At 70.0% G+C, this 17,983-nt stretch carries 14 protein-coding genes and 2 pseudogenes; 8 read left to right on the forward strand and 8 right to left on the reverse strand.

Features of this window, described 5'->3' with window-relative positions; translation table 11 throughout:
• Nucleotides 1-25: 25 nt before the first annotated feature.
• The 3 genes and pseudogenes from B9S57_RS32350 to B9S57_RS32360 form a co-directional block, all read right to left on the reverse strand.
• On the reverse strand, nt 26-1,261 hold the full coding sequence (locus tag B9S57_RS32350; RefSeq protein ID WP_103760710.1) for an SWIM zinc finger family protein: 1,236 nt from the start codon (nt 1,259-1,261) through the stop codon (nt 26-28).
• On the reverse strand, nt 1,258-4,119 hold the full coding sequence (locus B9S57_RS32355; protein ID WP_103760746.1) for a DEAD/DEAH box helicase: 2,862 nt from the start codon (nt 4,117-4,119) through the stop codon (nt 1,258-1,260). The genes B9S57_RS32350 and B9S57_RS32355 overlap by 4 nt, the downstream gene beginning before the upstream one ends.
• A 468-nt stretch (nt 4,120-4,587) precedes the next feature.
• A pseudogene (locus B9S57_RS32360) lies at nt 4,588-4,827 on the reverse strand (LLM class flavin-dependent oxidoreductase); the annotation flags it as partial.
• A gap of 104 nt (nt 4,828-4,931) precedes the next feature.
• Here B9S57_RS32360 and B9S57_RS32365 point away from each other — a divergent pair.
• Nucleotides 4,932-5,243: a calcium-binding protein gene (locus B9S57_RS32365; RefSeq protein WP_103760711.1), complete on the forward strand. Its 312-nt coding sequence runs from the start codon at nt 4,932-4,934 to the stop codon at nt 5,241-5,243.
• 52 nt (nt 5,244-5,295) lie between these two features.
• Nucleotides 5,296-6,489, forward strand: coding sequence for a hypothetical protein (locus B9S57_RS32370; protein ID WP_258036732.1), 1,194 nt, complete (start codon nt 5,296-5,298; stop codon nt 6,487-6,489).
• Between the two features lie 176 nt (nt 6,490-6,665).
• On the opposite strand, the gene B9S57_RS32375 is transcribed toward B9S57_RS32370, so the two are convergent.
• The gene (locus B9S57_RS32375) at nt 6,666-7,208 is read right to left on the reverse strand and encodes an RNA 2'-phosphotransferase (RefSeq protein WP_103760712.1); all 543 of its coding nucleotides are present in this window, start codon (nt 7,206-7,208) and stop codon (nt 6,666-6,668) included.
• A 352-nt stretch (nt 7,209-7,560) separates the two neighbouring features.
• Nucleotides 7,561-9,339: an SDR family oxidoreductase gene (locus B9S57_RS32380; protein WP_103760713.1), complete on the reverse strand. Its 1,779-nt coding sequence runs from the start codon at nt 9,337-9,339 to the stop codon at nt 7,561-7,563.
• Nucleotides 9,340-9,721: 382 nt separating this feature from the next.
• Here B9S57_RS32380 and B9S57_RS32385 point away from each other — a divergent pair, with 382 nt between their 5' ends.
• From B9S57_RS32385 to B9S57_RS32410, 6 genes and pseudogenes are all read left to right on the forward strand, one after another.
• Nucleotides 9,722-10,735, forward strand: coding sequence for an ABC transporter ATP-binding protein (locus B9S57_RS32385; RefSeq protein WP_103760714.1), 1,014 nt, complete (start codon nt 9,722-9,724; stop codon nt 10,733-10,735).
• A complete protein-coding gene (locus B9S57_RS32390; protein ID WP_103760715.1) occupies nt 10,725-11,633 on the forward strand; it encodes an ABC transporter permease in 909 nt (302 codons plus the stop codon). The genes B9S57_RS32385 and B9S57_RS32390 overlap by 11 nt, the downstream gene beginning before the upstream one ends.
• The gene (locus B9S57_RS32395; RefSeq protein ID WP_103760716.1) at nt 11,630-12,541 is read left to right on the forward strand and encodes an ABC transporter ATP-binding protein; all 912 of its coding nucleotides are present in this window, start codon (nt 11,630-11,632) and stop codon (nt 12,539-12,541) included. The genes B9S57_RS32390 and B9S57_RS32395 overlap by 4 nt, the downstream gene beginning before the upstream one ends.
• Nucleotides 12,542-12,571: 30 nt before the next feature.
• Entirely contained in the window at nt 12,572-13,291 is a 720-nt protein-coding gene (locus tag B9S57_RS32400) for an ABC transporter permease (protein WP_103760717.1), read from the forward strand.
• A 129-nt stretch (nt 13,292-13,420) separates the two neighbouring features.
• Nucleotides 13,421-13,780 (forward strand): annotated as a pseudogene (locus B9S57_RS32405) (hypothetical protein); the annotation flags it as partial.
• Nucleotides 13,781-13,926: 146 nt separating this feature from the next.
• Entirely contained in the window at nt 13,927-14,124 is a 198-nt protein-coding gene (locus B9S57_RS32410) for a hypothetical protein (RefSeq protein WP_103760718.1), read from the forward strand.
• Nucleotides 14,125-14,252: 128 nt separating this feature from the next.
• Here the strand turns inward: B9S57_RS32410 and B9S57_RS32415 are convergent, their stop codons facing one another.
• From B9S57_RS32415 to pheA, 3 genes are all read right to left on the reverse strand, one after another.
• Complete coding sequence (locus tag B9S57_RS32415) at nt 14,253-15,068, reverse strand: HAD family hydrolase (protein WP_103760719.1); 816 nt, start codon at nt 15,066-15,068, stop codon at nt 14,253-14,255.
• The gene (gene serS / locus B9S57_RS32420; RefSeq protein WP_103760720.1) at nt 15,065-16,342 is read right to left on the reverse strand and encodes a serine--tRNA ligase; all 1,278 of its coding nucleotides are present in this window, start codon (nt 16,340-16,342) and stop codon (nt 15,065-15,067) included. Before serS ends, B9S57_RS32415 begins: the two co-directional genes overlap by 4 nt.
• 680 nt (nt 16,343-17,022) lie before the next feature.
• Complete coding sequence (pheA, locus tag B9S57_RS32425) at nt 17,023-17,958, reverse strand: prephenate dehydratase (protein WP_103760721.1); 936 nt, start codon at nt 17,956-17,958, stop codon at nt 17,023-17,025.
• Nucleotides 17,959-17,983 lie beyond the last annotated feature (25 nt).

Here is a 17,983-nt window from a genome sequence, read left to right on the forward strand (position 1 = left end):
AATGCCGTGCTCACCACCGCCGATGTCACGTCCCGGTCTGCCTCCAGACCGAGGTGAGCGCGGCGACCGGGTCGGCATCGGGCGACGCTGCGGGCCACCATTGGCCGTCATCGTCCCGGAGACAGGGGTACCAGCGGGCGTCGGGGCCCAGGCGGAGCTGAATGCCGTGGTCGGTGAGGGTGAGGCGGTTGCGCCAGGCACGGAGAGGGGCGGGGCCGGGGGCCATCTCGACGAGGGCCGCGGTCAGGGCGGTGCGGGCGGCCGTCATCACCACCGGATCAGGGGTGTGCGGCTGTTCGGCGACGATCAGTCCGGTGGGGCCGCCGTGGCGCCAGGCGCGGGTGAGGCGGGCGAACGCGATCGGTCTGGTGCCGGTGTTCTGGACCAGGCGGTGGAACCATTCGGGTCCGGGGCCGCTGGCGGCGATCCGCACCGCGTCCTGGTGCTGGGTCAGGTGCAGGCCGGCGGTGTCGCCCGCGAGAAGCCGCGCTGCGCGTGCGGCGGTGTCGGTCATGAGGCGTTCCAGATCCGTGGTGGACAGCCCGGTGCCGGAAGGCGGAGTGACGGGGAGCGCGGCGGCGTGGGCGGCCGGGGCGAGGAGTTCGGGAAGCCGTGGGGTGTGTTCGGCCCAGCGGGTGTAAGCGGCCCTGGCCGGGATGCCCGTCGGGGCCGATGGGGCGGCAGCCTCCTGCTTTGCCGTACGGCGTGCGCGCAGCTCGGCGAGGACCTCTTCCCGCCTGCGGCCGCGCAGCGTGAAGAGCACGAACGGGTCGGCGTCGATGGTGGCGGCGATGGCGTAGCAGAGCGCGGCGGCGTGCTTGCAGGGGTACCCCCAGTCGGGGCAGGAACACTCGGGGTCGAGTTCGGTGGGCTGCGGGAGGAGGGGGACGCCCGCTTGGCGGGCGTCGTCGACGAGTTCGGCGGGCATCTCGTCGTCGAGGAGCGCGGCGAGATGGCCGGCGCGGGCCGCGATGGTGTCGAGCAGGGTGTCCCACTGGGTGTCGGTGAGGACGGGCAGGTGGACGGAGGAGCGGTACGGGCGCGGCTGGCTGCCCCGGACGGCGGCCTTGACCTGGCCCGGGGCGACGGTGGTCGGGCCGACCATGCCCTTGCGGGTGTAGGTGCGGCCGCGTGACAGGCGCCCGGTGTCCAGGCTGGAGTCCTCCAGGGCGGTGACCCATGCCTGGCCCCACCAGGTGGCGGCGAAAGCGCGCTTGCCGCGGGCGGGCGCACGGCGCGGGCCGGGGACCGAGGGGCTCATGACTGCTTCCCCAGGGCGACGAGTTCGGCAAGGTCGGCGTCGGACAGTTCGGTCAGGGCGGCCTCGCCGGAGCCGACGACGGCGTCGGCGAGCGCGCGCTTGGAATCGAGCAGTTTCGCCACCTTGTCCTCCACGGTTCCCTCCGCGATGAGCTTGTGGACCTGGACGGGCTGGTCCTGGCCGATGCGGTAGGCGCGGTCGGTGGCCTGGTCCTCTACAGCCGGGTTCCACCAGCGGTCGTAGTGCACGACATGGGTGGCGCGGGTGAGGTTGAGTCCGGTGCCCGCCGCCTTCAGCGACAGGAGGAACACCGGAACCTCACCGCGCTGGAAGCGTTCCACCATCTCCTCGCGCCGGGTGACGGGGGTGCCGCCGTGCAGGAAGAGGGTGGGGGTGCCGCGCTCGGCGAGATGCCTCTCCAGCAGGGCAGCCATCTGCTTGTACTGGGTGAAGACCAGCACCGATTCGCCCTCGGCGATGATGGTGTCGACCAGTTCGTCGAGCAGATCGAGCTTGCCGGAGCGGCCGGCGAGCGACGTGGACCGGCTCAGGTTGTGCTCCTTCAAGTAATGGGCAGGGTGGTTGCAGATCTGCTTCAGCGCGGTGAGCAGTTTCAGCACCAGGCCGCGTCGGGCGATGCCCTCGGACTCCTCGATCTTCGCCATGGTCTCGCGGACCACCGCCTCGTACAGGCTGGTCTGCTCGGCCGTCAGCGAGACGACGCGGTCGGTCTCGGTCTTGGGCGGCAGTTCGGGTGCGATGCCAGGGTCGGACTTCTTGCGGCGCAGCAGGAACGGGCGGACGAGACGTGACAGGCGCTCGGCAGCCGCCGAGCCCTCGCCGTCCCCAGCCCCCGTCTCGATGGCGCGGGCGTGCCGGTCGCGGAAGGCGGACAGCGATCCGAGGAGCCCTGGGGTGGTCCAGTCGAGGAGCGCCCACAGTTCGGAAAGGTTGTTCTCCACTGGCGTACCGGTCAACGCGACGCGGGCACGGGCCGGCAGGGTGCGCAGTTCGCGGGCGGTGACGGCGTAGGGGTTCTTGACGTGCTGGGCCTCGTCGGCGGCGATCAGTGACCAGGCGGTCTCGGCGAGGACGTCACGGTCGCGCCGCAGCACCCCGTAGGTGACCAGGACGATCTCGTCGCCGGCCAGGTCCTCGAGGTGGCGGTCGCCGCCATGGTAACGGCGCACGGGGACGGTCGGCGCGAACCTGGCGGCCTCGCGCTGCCAGTTGCCGAGCAGGGAGGTGGGACAGACGACGAGGGTGGGGCCCGCGGTGGCCGGGGCGGTCTGGCGGTGAAGATGTAGGGCGAGCAGGGTGATGGTCTTGCCCAGGCCCATATCGTCGGCGAGGCAGCCACCGAGGCCGAGTTCGCACATCTCGGCCAGCCAGGCGAGTCCCCGCTTCTGGTAGTCGCGCAACGTGGCCTCGAGAGCGGCGGGCTGGGCTGCGGGAGCGCGGGACTCGGGATCACGGATCCGGGTGACAAGATCGCCGAGCGCGCCGACGGCCTCGCTGACGAACGTCTCCCCGTCCCTCTCCACCTCACCGGTCAGAGCGGCGCTCAGCGCCTCCATAGGGGTGAGCGGTTCCACCCGGCGGCGCTTCGCGCGGGCCACCAGCTTCGGGTCGGCGACAACCCATTGGTCGCGTAGCCGGATCAGAGGGCGGCGCGCCTCGGCGAGGTCGTTGATCTCGGCCTCGGTGAGAGGCTCGCCGCCGAGCGAGACCTGCCAGCGGAAGTCGAGCAGGGCGTCGGCGTCGAGCAGGCCGCCCGCGCTGGAGCCGGGAGCGGTGCGCTGCCCGATCTCCGCGGTCGCGGTGAGCGCCTTGACCAGTGCGCGCGGCCAGTGCACGACAATACCGGCCGCACGTAGCGCGTCGGTTGCTTCGCCCAGCAGGTCGAAGGCTTCGTCGTCGGTCAGCCGGAGCTGTTCGGGAGCGGCGTCCGCCAGCAGTCGCTGGAGCGGGGGCCAGACGCGGGCACCGCGGCGCAGCGCGAGCAGTGTCTCGGTTTCGGCGCGTGGGCCGAGCAGCCTCTCCACCTCACCGGGCTCGCTCCACAGCCGTGCGGCCTCCACGACGAGCGCCGGATCCGCCGCGGTGCGCAGTTGAAGGACGGCCCGGAACTGCCGTCGTCGACCCTCGGGCACGTCGACACGCAGCGAGACGCCGACCTCGGCGGTCAACGCGGCAGCTGTCTCCTCGGCCCAATCGCGAAGCGCGGGCACGGCCCGGGTATCGCGCCAGACGTACGGCACCGCTCCCACGGCGAGAGGCGCGGCCGGAGTACGGACCAGGTCGTCGGCGACCGCGTCGCAGAACTGGCGGACCAGCGCAGCCGGTTCGGCGATGCGTACCGGAGGCGGGCCGGGCTCGGGAAGGCAGTGGGCATGGGGTGGGAAGGCTGCGGCGAGGGCGTCCAGTGCCTGCCGCTGGGCAGCGGTGAAGGGGCCCGCCCGCCAGGTGTCGTAACCGGCCGTAGTGAGGGCCGGGTGGAGGCGGCCGTCGGCGAGCAGCCGCAGGGCGAAACAGGCGGCGCCCTGCCAGGCTGCGGCGGACGGGTGCGGTGGCTGAGCCCCGGTCAGAGCGGACACGGCGACCGCGACCGGCAGCGCGTAGCCGTCCACCCTGCGTCGTCTGACCGAGCGGCCATGCGGCAGCACCAGTTCCACCGAGTCGGTTTCCACTCCCGCCGGCACGTCACCGCCCCCGGCGACCGCCCCGGCGGGCGGCCACAGCAGGAGCCGCCCGAGGCGGGCAGGCTCTCCGGGCAGGAACACCGCCGCCCAGCCCCTGTCGAGAAGCTCCCGCGCCCACGCGGTCGCCTCGGGTGCGGCAAGCGGTGATGCGCTCATCACGCCCGAGCCCGTGCTCACTTCTCGTACGACGACCCGTGCCACTCGTTTCCGTCCTAGCGCCATCCGGGGGCTCCCGAAGGTGGCCTCGCCCACCACCGGACTCCACCACGCGCTGTCACCCACCGGCAAGCCCTGGCCATGCCTTCACGGGTGGGAACGGGACTCCTACCGCAGGCACCGTATGTGTCACGCGGAGGATCACCGCGGCCCGGTCCACGTCCGCCCTGGGCGCCGATTTCGTCATCAGAGCGAACAGCGTCAGGGAGGTCAGCCATGCACGGGTGAACGTGCCTCGACTGCCACGTACGCGACCGTCCGAGATGGCACTGCGCCGACCGGGCACGGTTGTCATGTCGACCTCGGCGTCGACGACATGGCACACCCGTGCGGCGGCCGTGTACGGCTCTTCGATATCCGACCGGGCAACTGTGCTCGCCGACCGAAGGGAATCCTCGTAGCTCAGGCCGTGATAGGCGAAAAAGGCTTGACTGAGGTCACGAGGGTGCCCAGACGCATACGCTGCGTCAGCGTCGCTGCCGCCGTCAGCGTCGGGATCGCGCCGCACCACGGCCCGTCGCGAAAGCTCCGCCAGGAGAGATGGTCGTAGGTGTACGCGGCGTGGAAGCCGAGGTCTTCGGCCTGCCGCCATATCTTCTGTCCTTCGGCCCATCGGTAGATGGGAAGGATCACCGTGCTCAGACGCATGACCCCGACGATACGCGGGCTTCCCGCCGTCACCGAGTGCCGACTGACGACGCGGATTCGGGAAGCCACGCCGACGTCGCGGCGGGGGTCGCTACCGTGGCGTCATGAGCACGCTGGGTACAGCCGAACTCGAGGCCCTGATCGGAGAGGCGACGGTGGACGCCTACGGCGAGGACGAGCAGCGGACCGGTCTGTTCACCATGCTTGAGGAGCATCTCGATGTGCCCTTCACCACCGCGGTCCTCGGTGCAGAGGTGATGGTGCGCGGCGTCGACCTCACGCCCGACGGCAGAGTCGTCGCCCTGTGCTCGCGTGGCCGTGTCCGGCAGTCGATCGGCATCTTGGACCTGCCGTTGCCCTCCCTCGCACCCGAAGGTGCGGAGTGGGTCGAGGCGTACCGCCACTGGGTCGGTTGAGGACGGGCACCCCTCACTTCACGCGGAACTGGCTTGCACGAAAGGGCTGAACGTGGCTGACGTCGTACAGGGCGCGGATGGACCATCACTGGCCGGGCTCATGGAGCGCAGCGCCGAGTTGAAAGGGGAACTGGTCACTTTCGCTCAGAGCGCTCGCTTCGACCGGTGGCTGACGCCCCTCCTGCTGGAGGCCGAGGGGCCCGCCCGGCAGCTGGACGAGGGTGACGCGATCCGGATCACCGACCACTTCATCCTGCGGTACCGGCTGCCGGACGGTTCGACCGTGGTGGACCGGTTCGTCGCCGGCCGGAAGGACTTGTCCGCGGCCGACCGGGAGATGCTGATCGGCTGGCGTGACCCGGTCGAGGGCATCTTCGAGATCCGGCGCAAGGACGGGGATGCCGTCGTCCTACTGAACCTGGTCGACGACCTGGAGTACCGCACGTACGCGAACGTCGGGCGATCGGCGTTCCGCAGAGTGTCCAAGGGGGGATTCCTCCACGCCTGCCTGGTGCCCCTCCACTCGGCCGACGGGGCATGGCTGGTGTCCGGGGCGATGTCCTACTACCCCAGGTCCGGTGCCACCGACATCGCACAGGCAGCGCTCGAGCTGGCCACCGACCGACCCGAACTGGTCTTCCGCAACCCCCGGAAGATCGAGCAGGGATGGCAGCGGATGCGGGAGGACCGGGCCGCGTTCGTCGAGTTCTGCGGCGGCGACGAACTGGTCCTTCCGCCTGCCGAAGCCGAGGACCTCCTCAACGCCTACTACCGCCACCGCCAGGAGGCAGCCGTCGGCGCACAGCCCGGTCGCGCCCGGCGCAGGCGACTTCCCGGCCTGGACCTGCCCTTCTTCGAGCTGTCGTCAGGACTGGCGGACTCGGACACCGTCGGTGTCATCTACGACCAGGTCGACGGGCTCAACTTCTACGCCGACTACGGGATGCTGCGGGACCTCTTCGCGAACCCCGCCCGCACGGGCCGCAGGCGGTACCAGGATCTGCTGCGGACGTACCTGCACGAAGAGTCGATCGCGCCATTGCCGATCCGTCGTCTGGCCGCAGCCCACCCGGAGACGGCTGACGAGGTGTTCCGGAAGCTGCTGCGGAAACCCGGATTCGTCTGGAGCGAGCACGGTGAGGCGCTGCTGCGCCGACGCAAGCCCTGGTACTACGAGAGCGAGCCCCGTCCGGGCGTCTCGGTCATCGGCGACCGCCTCAGCAGGCTCGCCGCCGGCCGCCGGTAGGCACACGGAGCGCTGACCGGGGGACGCTGTCGCGGACGGGTGGCGGTGGTCGTCTGGGCACCGCTGCGGAAGGCCGGCCCGGCCGGTCCTGGCCGTCCAGCCGTCCGACGGTCCGGGCAGGCGGGACTCCGCGCGTGTGGGGCCCGAGGGCGGGGCGCGGCGCTTCGACGCGCGTCTCACTCACGCAGGTGCAGGAAGGCCGGCGGAACGGCGTCGGTGAGCCACACCCCGTTGGCGCTGACGTGGAAGAGGTGCCCCTCCCGGTGCATGGCCCCCGAGTCCACGGCGAGGACGACCGGCGCACCGCGCCGGGAGCCGACGCGGACGGCCGTCTCACGGTCCGGTGAGAGGTGGACATGGTGGCGGTTCATGGGCCGGAGCCCTTCGGCGCGGATGGCGTCGAGTGCCCGTGCCACGGTGCCGTGATAGAGGTACGCGGGCGGTTCGGCCGGGGGCAGTCCGAGGTCGACCTCGACGGAGTGGCCCTGGTTCGCCCGGATGCGGTCGCCGTCAACGGCGAAGCGCCGCTTGTCGTTGACCACGACGACGTGGTCGAGTTCGGCCCGGGTGACGGCGAAGCCGTTTCGGGCGCAGGCCTGGAGCAGCTCGTCGACCGCCACCCAGCCGTGCGGGTCGAGAGCAAGACCGATCCGGCCCGGTTCGTGCCGTAGGTGCTTCGACAGGTATCTGGACACCGTGACGGTGCGTCTTTCGTCCATCCCGTCAGAGTGCCCGCGGCACGTCCTGCGACGCACCTCGATTTCACCCGGCCTTCGCGGCGATTGATGTCCCCACCAGGTTTGATCCACAGCCAACTCGGGTTATCCACAGGGCTTTTGACAAATCTGTGGACAAGTAAGGTGCCGTCAGCGGCAATTGAGCAACTTGCCGTCACCTGGCGGGATATGTTCGGATCAACTCGCAGTTTTCTTTTCAACTCACCTTGCCTTCGGCTGACATCGACAAGTCGTTCCGCGCACAAGCGAGTTCCCGGGGAAGGGCGGCGCATGGCTCAACCCGGCCTGCGAACACCGTGTTTGCGACACCCTTCCTCTCAACTCCACCCACGGATCACAGAGGTGGCTTCAGTCGGGCGACTCCACGCAGCAGGCGAGGGCTGATCCGCTGGAGCAGGCGTGCGCCACGGGCCTCAGGTGTCACCGGCACCACGGCCCGGTTGTGCACCACGGCCTCGAGGATCGCGTGAGCCACCTTTTCCGCGGGGTAGTTGCGCCGTGCGTACAGCTGGGCGGTCCGCTTGCGCAGGCGTTCCTCCTCTGCCTCGTCGACGCCGGAGAAGTGCGCGGTTCCGGTGATGGCGGTGTTGACGAACCCCGGACAGATCGCGCTGACCCCGATCGACCGCTCGGCCAGTTCCGCGCGCAGACATTCGCTGAGCATCAGTACCGCCGCCTTGGAGGTGCTGTAGGCGGGGAGCGCGCGCGACGGCTGATAGGCCGCTGCCGAGGCGACGTTGACGATGTGGCCGCCCTGCCCTCGATCGGCCATCTGCCTGCCGAAGACCCGGCAGCCGTGGATGACCCCCCACAGATTCACGTCCAGGACGTTCCGCCAGTCCTCGCTCGTGGTCTCGAGGAAGGGCCCCGACAGGCCGATGCCGGCGTTGTTCACCAGGACGTCCACGACGCCGTATTCGGCGGCGACCCTCTCCGCGAGCTTCTCCATCGCCTGCTCGTCCGCGACGTCCACCGTCTCCGCCCACGCCGACGGCGCGCCGACCAGCCGCGCGGTCTCGGCCGTCCTGGCGGCGCCCTCCGCATCGCGGTCCACGGCGACCACGCGTGCGCCGGCCTTCGCGAACGACAGCGCGGTGGCCCGACCGATCCCCGAGGCGGCGCCCGTCACCAGGACCAACCGGCCCCCGAAACGCGCGGCATGGGATCCCGCCGCCGTGGCCGGTGCGTCGGTCCCGACGGAGTCGTCCTGACCACCGCTCTCCACCCCGGTGGCGAACTCACCGATCCAGGCGGCCAACCGGTCCGGCCGGGTCCGCGGGACCCAGTGCTTCGCGGGCAGAGTGCGGCGCACCAACCGGGGTACCCACGCGTCCAGTTCGTCGTAGAGCGACGGCGAGAGGAAGGCATCGCCGGTCGGTGTGATCAGCTGGACCGGGACATGCGCGTACGCGTCCGGGCGGGGTCGGCGCAGACGCGACCGGATGTTGTCGCGGTAGAGCCAGGCCCCGTGCGCCGCGTCCTGGGGGAGCGAGGCCGTCGGATACCCGTCCGCCGGCACCTTCTCCATGCGCTGCAGAATCCGCGGCCACTGCCTGCCGAGCACCCCGCGCCAGGCCAGTTCCGGCAGAACCGGTGTGTGGAGCGCGTACACGTACCAGGATTTGGCGCCCTGGCCGAGCAACTGCCCGAGGCGGCGTGGGTTCGGCCGGGACATCCGCCCCTTGATCCAGTGCCCGAAGTGGTCGAGGGACGGGCCCGACATCGAGGTGAACGAGGCGATGCGGCCCTTGGTCCGCTCGACCGTCGCGAACTCCCAGGACTGGACCGAACCCCAGTCGTGGCCGACCACATGGACCGGCCGGTCGGGGCTCACGGCATCCACGACAGCGAGGAAGTCGTCGGTCAGCTTCTCCAGGGTGAAGCCTCCTCGCAGTGGCTCGGGGGCCGTCGACCTCCCATGGCCCCGCACGTCGTAGATCACCACATGCCACCGCTCGGCCAGCCGGACAGCGACCTCGGACCAGACCTCCTTGCTGTCCGGATAGCCGTGCACGAGCACGATCGTCGGCCGTGCCGGATCGCCCGACTCGGCGACACACAGCTCGATTCCGCCCGTACGCACCCAGCGCTCGCGCACGCCTCGCAGATCCACGCAGCCTCCTCGTCCGGTGCCGACGTCGCGGTACGCGTCCGTAACATGACACCGATGAAATGTGGCAACCGACGGCCCGCCGCGTCAAGGGATGCCCCGAACCTGTGGACAACGCCCTGTGGACGACATGCTGCGGACAGGGCCCGCAGACCTGTGGACACCGTGCGCCGGAGCCGGGGCTGCCGAAGGGCAGCAGGCCGGTCCGGGGCGGGACCCAGGCGTACCCGTCCGTCGTGCCCCGGGTGCCGAGGCCGGACCGGTGCGCGACGTCCTTCCCCATGGGGTTCCCCCTACGGGTCCGTACGCCTGGAGTCTGACGCGGATACAACCGTCAGGGCTGACGACTCCCGGGGGGCCCGCCACTACCTTCGAAGACGTGACTGTGATCGCAACCGAAAGCCTGAGCAAGCGGTTCCCGAGGGTGACCGCGCTTGACCGGCTCTCCTTGGACATCGGACCGGGCGTCACCGGCCTGGTGGGTTCCAACGGGGCCGGCAAGTCCACACTGATCAAGATCCTTCTGGGTCTGTCCCCCGCCACCGAAGGCCGGGCCGCGGTGCTCGGGCTCGACGTGGCGACGGAGGGGGCCGCCATCCGGGAGCGGGTCGGGTACATGCCCGAGCACGACTGCCTGCCTCCGGACGTCTCGGCCACCGAGTTCGTCGTCCACATGGCACGGATGTCCGGGCTGCCGCCCACCGCGGCGCGTGAGCGCACCGCGGACACCCTGCGCCACGTCGGTCTGTACGAGGAGCGCTACCGGCCCATCGGCGGCTACTCGACCGGCATGAAACAGCGGGTGAAGCTGGCCCAGGCCCTGGTCCACGACCCGGAGCTGGTCCTTCTCGACGAGCCGACCAACGGCCTGGACCCGGTCGGCCGTGACGAGATGCTCGGCCTGATCCGCCGTGTCCACACCGACTTCGGCATCTCGGTGCTGGTCACCTCGCACCTCCTCGGAGAGCTCGAGCGCACCTGCGACCACGTGGTCGTCATCGACGGCGGTGCGCTGCTGCGCTCCAGCTCCACCAGTGACTTCACCCGGACCACCACGACGCTGGCCGTCGAGGTCACCGACAGCGACACCCACCCCGACGGCACGGACACGCTGCGCCGGGCCCTCACCGCCGCCGGGATCAAGCTCGTCGGAGCCGACGGTCTGGACGCCGAAGGCCTTCCGGGCGCCGGCCACATCCTCCTGGTGGAGGCGACGGGCGAGGAGACGTACGACGTGGTCCGTGACAGCGTCGCCCAGCTCGGCCTGGGGCTCATCCGGATGGAACAGCGGCGCCACCACATCGCCGAGGTCTTCCGGACCGCAGCGGCTCCCCGGACGGCCGTGGCCGTGCCGGCGGATGCCGGACAGCAGAAGGGGAACGGCCACGATGAGCACTGAGACCGGAACCGTGACCGGGAGCGACACCTCCCGGATCCACAACATCGGATACCGCTCCTACGACGGGACCCGCCTGGGCCGGGCCTACGCGCGGCGTTCGCTGTACTCGCAGTCGCTGCGCGGTTCCTTCGGACTGGGCAGGTCCGCCAAGTCCAAGGTGCTGCCGATGCTGCTCTGCGGCGTGATGTGCCTGGTGGCGCTGATCCTGGTCGCGGTCGCCATCGCCACGCCCAACATGACGAGACTCCCCATCAAGTACACGGACTTCGCGATCTACCTGCAGGCGGTGATCGGACTGTTCATCGCGTCCCAGGCGCCGCAGTCCGTGTCCAGGGACCTCCGCTTCAAGAGCGTGCCCCTCTACTTCTCGCGGCCGATCGAGCGCGTCGACTACGTGCTCGCGAAGTTCGCCGCCATGGCCTCGGCGCTGCTCATCCTCACCGGGCTGCCCCTCGTCATCCTGTACGCGGGCGCGCTGCTGGCGAAGTTCGACTTCGTCGACCAGAGCAAGGGCTTCGGACAGGGGATGGTCTCGGTGGCGTTGCTCTCCGTGCTGTTCGCCGGGCTGGGACTCGTGGTCGCCGCGCTGACCCCGCGCCGGGGCTTCGGAGTGGCCGCCGTGATCGCCGTGCTGACCATCACCTACGGCGCGGTCTCCACGGTCCAGGCGATCGCCTGGCAGACGGACTCGGCCGATGCCATCACCTGGCTGGGGCTGTTCTCGCCCATCACGCTGATCGACGGGGTGCAGACGGCGTTCCTCGGCGCGGCGTCCGCCTTCCCCGGCGGTGAAGGACCGGGTGCCGCCGCCGGTGCGGTGTATCTGATCGTCGTCCTCGCGCTCGTCGCCGGCTCGTACGCCGTACTGATGCGCCGCTACCGGAGGGTCGGGCTGTGACCACCATCGAGATCGACCACACGTCCCGCTGGTTCGGCAACGTGGTCGCCGTGAACGACGTCAGCATGACCGTGGGCCCCGGGGTCACCGGCCTGCTCGGCCCCAACGGAGCCGGAAAGTCCACTCTGATCAACATGATGGCCGGCTTCCTCGCGCCGTCGACCGGCAAGGTGACGCTCGACGGCACACAGATCTGGCGCAACGAGGCGGTCTACAAGGCGATCGGGATCGTGCCGGAGCGGGAGGGGATGTACGACTTCCTGACCGGCCGTGAATTCGTCGTCGCCAACTCCGAGCTCCACGGGCTCGGGGACGCGGCCGCCGCCAAGGCACTGGCCACGGTCGAGATGGAGTACGCGCAGGACCGTAAGATCTCGACGTACAGCAAGGGCATGCGCCAGCGCGTGAAGATGGCCTCCGCGCTGGTCCACGACCCGTCGGTGCTGCTCCTCGACGAGCCGTTCAACGGCATGGACCCGCGTCAGCGGATGCAGCTGATGGAGCTCCTGCGCCGGATGGGCGCGGAGGGCCGCACGGTGCTCTTCTCCTCCCACATCCTGGAGGAGGTGGAGCAGCTCGCCTCGCACATCGAGGTGATCGTGGCGGGCCGCCACGCCGCGTCCGGAGACTTCCGGAAGATCCGCCGGCTGATGACGGACCGGCCGCACCGCTATCTCGTGCGGTCCAGCGACGACCGGGCGCTCGCCGCCGCGCTCATCGCGGACCCCTCGACGGCGGGGATCGAGGTCGACGTGACGGAGGGGGCCCTGCGCATCCAGGCGGTCGACTTCGGGCGGTTCACGACGCTGCTGCCGGCGGTCGCCCGCGAACACGGCATCCGGCTGCTCACCGTCTCCCCCTCCGACGAGTCCCTCGAATCCGTCTTTTCCTACCTCGTAGCGGCCTGACCAGTGGCCGATAAGGAGCTGTGAAGCGTCATGTACGACCCCACAGTCGCCCGGCTCACCTACCGGGCCCTGCTCGGCCGGCGCCGGGCCGCCATCCTGTTCGTCCTGCCGGTGCTCCTGGTGGCCATCTCCGTGGCGGTACGGGCGTTCGCCGGGGCCGATGACGGCGTCGCCTCCGGGGTGCTGGGCGGCTTCGCCATCGCCACGATGGTCCCGCTGATCGGCGTCATCGCGGGAACGGGCGCCATCGGGCCGGAGATCGACGACGGTTCGATCGTCTATCTGCTGGCCAAGCCGGTGAAGCGGCCCACGATCATCTTCACCAAGCTGATCGTCGCCATCGCCGTGACGATGCTCTTCTCGGCGCTGCCGACGTTCGTCGCGGGGCTGATCCTCAACGGCAACGGCGGACAGATCGCCGTGGCCTACACGATCGCGGCGCTGGTCGCCTCGATCGCGTACAGCGCGCTGTTCCTGCTGCTCGGCACGGTCAGCCGGCACGCGGTGGTCTTCGGCCTGGTGTACGCGCTGGTGTGGGAGGCGCTGTTCGGCAGTCTGGTCCCGGGGGCGAGGACGCTCAGCGTGCAGCAGTGGTCCCTCTCCGTCGCGGAGAAGGTCGCCGGGGACGGCCTGGTCACCTCGGACGTCGGCCTGCCGCTCGCGACGTTCCTGCTGGTCGGTGTCACCGCCGTCGCCACGTGGTACGCGGGTCAGAAGCTGCGCGCGCTGAAGCTCGCCGGCGAGGAGTGAGCACCGCATCCCGTGCAACCCCCGTCCGATGGGCGGGGGTTGTCGTCTGTGCGGGGCGGGCGGACGTCGCGTGACTGTACGGTTGTCGGTTCGTTGTACAGGGTGCGTGGAGACAACTGGGATCTGCTGACCGTGCTCAACGTCGCCATGCTTCTTCGCGACAGCGACATCGCGCGCAGCGTCCGGACCCACCTTCTCGGCACTGAGGAGGACCTCAGGGCCTCCTACGTCTCGCTCGACCGGCGCGTCACGCGCATCGAGGGCTGCCTCGCCGACGTGGGCAGCGTGCTCCAGGAGCTCGGACCCGTGCTCGGCCGGATGTCGGGGCGGCTCGACTCACTCGACCGGAAGCTCGATGCGACGTACCAGGCCGTCGGCGCCATCAGCCTCCGCCTCACCGATGCCGCGCAGGACGTCGTCCGGCTCGATGCCCGTACGGACGACCTCGCGCACCGGCTGAGGGAGCTGGGCCGTCGCAGGAGCGGCTGACATTCCGCCGGGGACGACCTGATCAGCGGGTGGTCCCCGGACGGGTGCGTTCGGGCGCGAGAAGCACCCGCCCGAGCGCACTCGCTCGCTCAGGCGGTTCGTTCGGATCACTTCCGCCGGCCGAGGCTGTCGTTGATGATGCCTGTGTGACTCACCACCGCATCAGCGCTCTGGTCTCGGTCTTCGGTGTCCTTGCCGGCGTGGTGCTGGTCGTAGCGGGCATTCGTGAGTACCGCTCCGGCGCGTCGGTCCTCTGGCTCGTGGCTGGAGCCGTGATCTTCCTCAGCACTTCGTACACGCTGGTGCGGGACGTGCGGCGGCTTCGCACTGGGCCGACCGACTGACGGCGGTGCCGTTCCGTTCCAGCAGGTTCCGACAGTCGCTGTTCGTGTGTGCCGTTGACTGACGCGCAGTGGGCGCGAATCGAGCCGTCACCCCGAGATCGGAGACCGCGGCGGGGCAACGAAAGACCCTAGGCGCGCGTGGCCGTCCGGAGCAGTTCCTCCAGCACGAGGGCGATGCCGTCGTGCTCGTTCGACGCGGTGATCTCGTGTGCCACGGCCTTCAGGTCGTCATGCGCGTTGGCCATGGCGACACCGTGCTGTGCCCAGCCGAACATGGGGATGTCGTTCGGCATGTCACCGAAGGCCAGGGTGTCCGACGCCTTGAGCCCCAGACGGCGGGCGGCCAGCGAGAGACCGGTCGCCTTGCTCAGTCCCAGGGGAAGGATCTCCACGACGCCCGGGCCCGCCATGACGACGTTCACGAGGCTGCCTACGGCCCTCCGCGCGGCCTCGGTCAGGGCGTCGTCGTCGAGCTCCGGATGCTGGATGTAGACCTTGTTCAGCGGAGCGGTCCACATTTCGGCGGGGTCGTTCATGAAGACGGCCGGCAGCGGCCCTTCCTGCACCTGGTAGCCGGGCCCGACCAGCACCTCGCCCTCGAGGCCGTCACGGCTCGCCGCCAGCGCGAGCGGGCCGACCTCCGCCTCGATCTTGGACAGCGCCAGCCCAGCGAGCTGCCGGTCCAGGGTGAGGGAGGTCAGCAGCTTGTGCTCGCCCGCGTGGTACACCTGCGCACCCTGGCCGCAGACCGCGAGGCCCTCGTAGCCCAGGTCGTCCAGGATGTGCCGGGTCCACGGAACCGCTCGTCCCGTGACGACGATGTGCGCCGCGCCGGCCGCGGTGGCCGCGGCCAGCGCCTCCCGGGTGGGACCCGAGACCGTGTGGTCGTCGCGCAGCAGGGTGCCGTCGAGGTCGGTCGCGACGAGCTTGTAGGGGAAGGTCACTTGGAGACCGGCTCCAGAAGCTCGCGTCCACCGAGGTACGGGCGGAGGACCTCGGGCACACGCACCGAACCGTCGGGCAGCTGGTGGTTCTCCAGGATCGCCACGATCGTGCGCGGGACGGCGCAGAGGGTGCCGTTCAGCGTGGCCAGCGGCTGGACCTTCTTCCCGTCGCGCATCCGGACCGAGAGCCGGCGCGCCTGGAAACCGTCGCAGTTGGACGCGGAGGTCAGCTCGCGGTACTTGCCCTGGGTCGGGATCCACGCCTCGCAGTCGAACTTCCGCGAGGCCGAGGAGCCCAGGTCACCGGTGGCGACATCGATCACCTGGAACGGCAGCTCCAGGCCGGTGAGCCACTGCTTCTCCCACTCCAGGAGCCTGCGGTGCTCGGCCTCGGCGTCCGCAGGGTCGACGTAGGAGAACATCTCGACCTTGTCGAACTGGTGGACACGGAAGATGCCGCGAGTGTCCTTGCCGTACGTGCCCGCCTCGCGGCGGAAGCAGGGGGAGAACCCGGCGTACCGCAGGGGCAGCTTGTCGGCCTCGATGATCTCGTCCATGTGGTACGCCGCGAGGGGCACCTCGGACGTGCCGACGAGGTAGTAGTCGTCCTTCTCCAGGTGGTACACGTTCTCCGCGGCCTGGCCGAGGAAGCCCGTGCCCTCCATGGCGCGCGGGCGGACCAGCGCGGGGGTCAGCATGGGGACGAAACCGGCCTCGGTGGCCTGTGCGATCGCCGCGTTGACCAGGGCCAGCTCCAGCAGGGCGCCGACGCCGGTCAGGTAGTAGAAGCGGGATCCGGACACCTTGGCGCCGCGCTCCATGTCGATGGCGCCCAGCGCCTCGCCGAGCTCCAGGTGGTCCTTGGGCTCGAAGCCCTCCGCGCCGAAGTCACGGATCGTGCCGTGCGTCTCCAGGACGACGAAGTCCTCCTCGCCGCCGACGGGCACGTCCTCGTGGACGACGTTGCCGAGGAGCAGGAGGAGCCGCTTGGCCTCGGCGTCGGCCTCGTCCTGGGCGGCGTCGGCCGCCCTGACTTCGGTCTTCAGCTGATCGGCCTTCTTGAGGAGCTCGGCGCGCTCCTCGGGGGTGGCCTTGGGGATCAGCTTCCCGAGCGTCTTCTGCTCGGAGCGGAGTTCGTCGAAGCGGACGCCGGACGACCTGCGCAGCTCGTCGGCGGAGAGCAGGGCGTCGACGAGGGCGACGTCCTCTCCACGGGCGCGCTGGGAGGCGCGAACACGGTCGGGGTCCTCACGGAGCAGGCGAAGGTCAATCACCCCACAAGGCTACCGGTGCGGGCATCCACCGCTCGAACCGATATCGACGTGCGTGGCGCTTTGCCCGAATTGCCGGAATCAATAATCCTGAGGTGAATCGCCGTCCGGCCGAAGGGGGAGGTCGCCGGTAAAGGGTCTCATTACCCCGAAAAGGGGGCGGGGGTCACTGGTACTCCACGCATCGCCGTTGTGTGCGCGGGGAGTTGGCGGCGAACGGAGGGGTGCGTTGTCCACAGGCGACCGGTGATCCGATTAGTTATCCACAGGCTGTGAAGAAGATCTGTGGACACCGGAAGAGGGCGTTCCGAAAGTGGCATCATGGGGCATGGATTCGCTGCTCAAACCTGATCCGTGCACTCATTCGGGTGGGTATTCCTCTCCTCAATGAGTTGATCAACAGAATTGGGGGACATGGCAGAGGCTGTGACCCCCTGGGGCATCCAGGGTTACTGAGGCGATTTGTCGACCATGTCGCGGTGTGGTGTCGACTTGTCCCCAGGCTGGACGCGTGACCTGTGGATAACTCTGATCACCCTGTGCGAAAAGAAAATCCGACGGTACGACCAGGCGGCGGGGTAGAGCGGCACGTCCGGACGCCAGGACCGGACGGACAGGACGACCGGACGGACAGGACGACCGGACGGCCGTGGGGAATCAGGTCCGATCCCCCACCGCGGCCGTCAGACGCGGCCGTCCTGGCTGCGGGCCAGCCAGTCGGACGCCTCGGTGAAGTCCGTGTCCGACGTCCCGATCCGCAGGGGGCTCACCTCGTCGGGCGCCACCCCCGCCCGCGGGTACGAACCCAGGAACCGCACCTTCGGACAGATCCGCTTCAGCCCCATCAGGGCCTCGCCGACGCGGCGGTCGGCGATGTGCCCCTCGGCGTCCACGGCGAAGCAGTAGTTCCCGATGCCCTCCCCGGTGGGCCGGGACTGGATCAGCATCAGGTTGACCCCGCGTACGGCGAACTCCTGGAGCAGTTCGAGGAGGGCACCGGGATGGTCGTCGCCCAGCCAGATGACCACGGAGGTCTTGTCGGCCCCCGTGGGCGCGGACGGCCGGGCGGGGCGACCCACCAGCACGAAGCGCGTCTGGGCGTTCTCCGCGTCGTGGATCTCCGTCACCAGCGGTTCCAGCCCGTACGTCGCCGCGGCGAACTCGCCGGCGAAGGCCGCGTCGTAGCGCCCCTCCTGGACCAGCCGGGCACCGTCCGCGTTCGAGGCGGCCGACTCCCACACCGCGCTGGGCAGATGGGCGGCCATCCAGTTGCGCACCTGGGGCTGCGCGGCCGGGTGGGCGGTCACGGTCTTGATGTCCGACAGCTTCGTCCCGGGACGCACCAGGAGCGCGAAGGTGATGGAGAGCAGCACCTCGCGGTAGATCATCAGCGGAGCGCCCGTGGTCAGCTCGTCGAGCGTCGCGCTGATCCCGCCCTCCACGGAGTTCTCGATGGGGACGAGCGCCGCGGCGGCCTGCCCGCCGCGCACCGCGTCCAGCGCGGCCGGAACCGAGACCATCGGGACGAGTTCGCGGGTGGCGGCTTCGGGGAGCGTGCGGAGGGCCACCTCGGTGAAGGTGCCTTCGGGTCCGAGATAGGCGTAACGCGTGGCTGACATACGGTCACCCTAATGGGCCGAAGGA

The organism is Streptomyces sp. SM10 (assembly GCF_002910915.1).
Taxonomy (GTDB): Bacteria; Actinomycetota; Actinomycetes; order Streptomycetales; family Streptomycetaceae; genus Streptomyces.